Source organism: Rhizobium sp. rho-13.1 (genome assembly GCF_007000305.1).
Lineage (GTDB): Bacteria > Pseudomonadota > Alphaproteobacteria > Rhizobiales > Rhizobiaceae > Rhizobium > Rhizobium rhododendri.
In genome coordinates this window covers 1-819 of sequence record NZ_SCFL01000082.1, presented here as the reverse complement: position 1 = coordinate 819, position 819 = coordinate 1, and the positions used below count along the sequence as shown (strand labels likewise).

The 819-nt window shown below is 59.1% G+C and carries 1 protein-coding gene; it reads right to left on the bottom strand.

Annotated elements, in window-relative coordinates:
- Positions 1–819, bottom strand: an 819-nt coding sequence (locus EQW76_RS28725) for an IS66 family transposase (RefSeq protein ID WP_143123528.1), incomplete at both ends; no start/stop codon positions are given.

Sequence of the window (819 nt, the reverse complement as noted above, 5' to 3'; positions counted from 1 at the left end):
CATCGGCAAGCCAGGCCTGTGGGTCAATGCGATTCATTTTCGCGGTGACGATCAGGCTGTACATGGCCGCCGCCCGCTGGCCCCCTCGATCGGAACCGGCAAATAGCCAGGCTTTCCGACCGAGCGCCACACCGCGCAGAGATCGCTCCGCACAATTGTTCGACAGGCAAATGCGCCCGTCGTCGAGGAAACGAATGAAGGATTCCCAGCGGTTCAGCATGTAGTCAAACGCCTTTGCCAAGTCATTGTCGCGCGACAACCTGGCGCGGTGTTCGCGTATCCATATCTCCATGTCGTCGATCAGCGGTTTTGACAACTGCTGGCGGATTGCTTTTCTCTCATCGGCCGTACGGCCATTGATATGGCGCTCGATTTCGAACAGTGCGTCGATCCGCTGCACCATGTTCAAGGCGACCGGCGAGATGACGGCGGCATTTTTACCCTGCGCTTTTCGGCGCGCGTTGGCCTCCAAATCGGCTTGCGCAAAGAATGGTCGCCTCGCATGCGCCCAACACGCCGCCTCATGAATCGGGCCCGGACTTCGATCAGGAAGATAGAGCTGGCCATAGCCCGTATAGGCATCCGCCTGAAGGATGCCGCTATAATTGGCCAGATGCGCCTGTGGATGTTCGCCGGCCCGGTCCCGGGAATAATAGAACATCGCCGACGGAGGCGCCGTTCCGCCAAACGGAGCATCGTCCTTGACGTAGCTCCATATCCGACCGGTGACGGTCTTGCCGAGAGCGAGAACCGGCACGGTCGTATCATCACCGTGGATCCGTTCAGACGCGAACGTATGGCTTTCAATCCGCCTCACAA